3 protein-coding genes are annotated in these 3,253 nt (G+C 50.7%); 2 read left to right on the forward strand and 1 reads right to left on the reverse strand.

The window, feature by feature from the left end:
- Positions 1–351 precede the first annotated feature (351 nt).
- Positions 352–741, reverse strand: a complete 390-nt coding sequence (locus tag B5D32_RS14395) for a helix-turn-helix transcriptional regulator (protein ID WP_078785647.1) — start codon at positions 739–741, stop codon at positions 352–354.
- Positions 742–871: 130 nt separating this feature from the next.
- On the opposite strand from B5D32_RS14395, the gene B5D32_RS14400 reads away from it, so the two are divergent.
- On the forward strand, positions 872–1,633 hold the full coding sequence (locus tag B5D32_RS14400; protein ID WP_159447070.1) for a LytR/AlgR family response regulator transcription factor: 762 nt from the start codon (positions 872–874) through the stop codon (positions 1,631–1,633).
- Positions 1,633–2,976: a sensor histidine kinase gene (locus B5D32_RS14405; protein WP_159447071.1), complete on the forward strand. Its 1,344-nt coding sequence runs from the start codon at positions 1,633–1,635 to the stop codon at positions 2,974–2,976. Before B5D32_RS14400 ends, B5D32_RS14405 begins: the two co-directional genes overlap by 1 nt.
- The last annotated feature ends 277 nt before the right edge of the window (positions 2,977–3,253 follow it).

Consider the following 3,253-nt stretch of genomic DNA (forward strand, 5'->3'; position numbering starts at 1 on the left):
TGTCATGCGATGAACAGGAAACCAAGACCATCATTCCAAAGAGCGCTGCCACATATAAAAATTTGTTTTTATTCATAACAACTTCCCTCAAAGTATTCTAAAATGGACAGACACAAACTATGTCTGCCCATTTTGTATCGGGTTTGTTTCGGGACGGATATTCAAAACGCCTGTGCACCGGCATTTCGATGGGATCTTGCGGGATGCACCGCATCCTCTTGGCTCACCCACATTCTATCACGCTCCGGCAAAGATTTCCAATAAACTGGCGAAATTGCAAAATTTCGTGCACAACTGCAAAAAAAGACCGGGTGCGTGAAAGCGTCCGGCCTTTTCCGTATCGTCAGAGCATTATTTCAAAAACTGTGCGACCCGCTTAAACACCAGTTCCTGCCGTTCCGGCGTCGGGGTGCTTTTGGGGTTGCCCCGGCGGCCTTTGTTCTGTTGGCGCAGCGCACGGGTAAGCTCGGTCATCAAATTGATCTGCTCGTCGGTCAGACCGTCAACCGAAACGACCGCGGCTTTCTCGCCACAGGCAAGATAATCGATTGAAACCCCGAAGCAATCCGCCATGCAGGCGGCGGTCTGCAAATTGGGATAGATGCGCCCGTTCTCGTATTTGGCGATGGATGCTTCGCCCGGCTTTTGGCCTGCATCGGTGATTTTTTTCGCCAGCGTCGCCTGAGAGTACCCTTTTTCTATGCGCAGACGTTTAAGCCTGCCTGCAAAATCCATCATCATCTGCGTCAACCTCCTACTTCTTATGGTGTATCGGTTGACAGGGGACAAATATTCAGATACTATGATTTATAACATCGCATTTGTCTATAATGGGGCAATTTGGCTTGACAACGAAAGGGGGCGCGTTATTTTGGATACAATTTCAAACGCTAAAAATCCAACGATGGAAGCCGGTGACGGTATGCTGCACATCCTGCTGTGTGACGATGACGCGATATTTACCGAAGCACTGAAACGACTGATCGAAGCACAGCCGGAGTTCAACCGCCGTTATATGCAGATCGAATGCGTCCATGACCCCAACGCACTGAAAAAGGCAGCCGTGCAAAAGGCTGACATGATCTTTCTGGACATTGATATGGGCGATGTGAACGGCATTGCGCTGGCGCGGCAGATACGCACGATCCGCAAGGATGCGGTTTTGATCTTTGTGACAAACTACGGCGAATATGCCGCCGAGGGGTACGAGGTAAGTGCGTTTCGCTTCTTGCCCAAGCTTCAGCTGGCCGAAAAATTGCCAGACTATTTTCGGCAGGCACTGGCAGCCTGCCGCAGCCGTACCCGCACGCTGAATGTTCTGTGCGACGGCGAGGGTACGAACATCGTGCTCGACGAGTTGGTCTACGTCGGAACCGAGGAACGGATGCTGATCTTTCATCGTGCGGAACCGGCAGCGCCGCTGAAAAGCCGCATGAGCCTGCGCACGCTGGAAGAAAAACTGGCGGAGGAGGGATTTTTGCGCATCCACAACAGCTTCTTGGTCAATATGAGCTATATTGCTGCCCTGCAAACAAGCGGCGTTACGTTGACTACCGGTCAGGTGCTTCCCGTCAGCCTGCACGGGTATAAAGCAATCAAAATGAAATACATGGCATGGAGAGGGCGCGGCTGATGGGGTATGTATTGAGTATTTTGATGAACGCCCTGCGAACTTGGCTACTCACAAAACTGTGGGACAGCTTTTTTACAAGACGTTTTAACGGGAAACAATTCTGGGCATATTGGCTGTTATGGACTGCCATTATCACAGTCGTTCTAAATGTGTTGCCAAACGATTATGACTATAGCAATATTATCCGCTTCTTGATTGAAATTGCGCACGAGTATGCTATGAACTTGATGTTATATCGAAGCAGATGGGACCGTCGCTTGTTTGTTGTAATAACGGGCTATGCCTGCTTTTTTTCTATTTCAGTACTGCCCGAAAAGGCATGGCTGCTTTATTCGGGTATGACGCGGACGGAGTATGTATATAATAAACCGTTGTACACCGCGTTTATCTTTTTGCGGGGGCTGTGCCTTGTGGCGTTTGTTATACTGGTTCGGCATTTCCACACACCGCCGCAGGAAAACGGAAAGCCGCGCGCATGGATACCGGCATCAACACTGTTCCCCCTGTGTACATTGTTTGTGCTTTACCGGGTGTTCAACGCAGAAGGTGCCGCAGGCGAAAATGACGCATGGACGTTTTGCCTGCTTGTGATGTGCGCGGTCGATATGGTCGCGCTGTTTCTGCTGGATCAGTTGGAATCCACTGCCCAGATGCGGGAGGCATTGGCCGTTGCACATCAGCGCGCCGAGGTGCAGAGCGCCAATGTCAAGGCGCTGGGCAATTCCTACAAGGCACAGCGCAAAATGACGCACGAGTTCCGCGGCTATCTGTTTGCACTCTCGGATATGCTGGCAAACGGTGATACGGAGGCGGCGCAGAGTTATCTTGACGAGTTGAAGGTGCGCCAGACCGAGCGCATCCTGCTGGTGAATACACACAACCCGATTATTGACGCGATCCTCAACCAAAAGGGCTATGCGGCCAGGGAACAGGATATTGATCTGCATTTCGAGATCAACGATCTTTCCGAAGTGGCGATTCCCTCGGTCGACTTGACGGTCGTGATGAGTAATTTGTTGGACAACGCCATCGAAGCCTGTGAAAAGCTGGAAAAGCAGCAACGCCGCATGACTGTGAAAGCAATCTATAACAAAAGCGATAACCCGCCGACGCTGTTTTTCTCGGTCAAAAATGCCAGCAAGCCGGTCAAAATTTTCGGCGACCATATCCCCACCACCAAGCCGGAGCCGGAATTGCACGGCTTTGGTCTGCCAAATGTGATGGATATCCTGCACAAATATGATGTTTTTTATTTGATGGATTATAAAGACGGCTCTTTCTTATTCTGCCTTGAATGGGCGGATGCCGCCAACGAAAAAGCCGTTGCTGCTGCACAAAAATAGGCAAAACTTGCAGTTGCGCACGGAATTTTGCAGTTTCGCCGTTTTTCTGGACTTTGCGGACAAATCGGTTTATCGTATTCAGCAAGGGGGCGCACAGCATGGAACACCTTGCCGAAACGATGACCGATTTTTTGCTTCGGCATAAGTATATCACCGAGGAACAGGCCGAGTGGTGCCACTATATCTACATCGAGTGCGGTGACTGTCAGCGCGCTGTGAGCCGCAGCTGCAAAAATCTGCTCTGTGCCTTTGATACGGCCGGTGCGCCGGTCATTGT

It is taken from the genome of Gemmiger formicilis (genome assembly GCF_900167555.1).
Lineage (GTDB): Bacteria > Bacillota > Clostridia > Oscillospirales > Ruminococcaceae > Gemmiger > Gemmiger formicilis.

Bases quoted from the DNA above. Each gene is read 5' to 3' on its own strand.
- B5D32_RS14395 (WP_078785647.1), bottom strand. From the start codon at position 741: ATGATGATGGATTTTGCAGGCAGGCTTAAACGTCTGCGCATAGAAAAA.
- B5D32_RS14405 (WP_159447071.1), top strand. From the start codon at position 1,633: ATGGGGTATGTATTGAGTATTTTGATGAACGCCCTGCGAACTTGGCTA.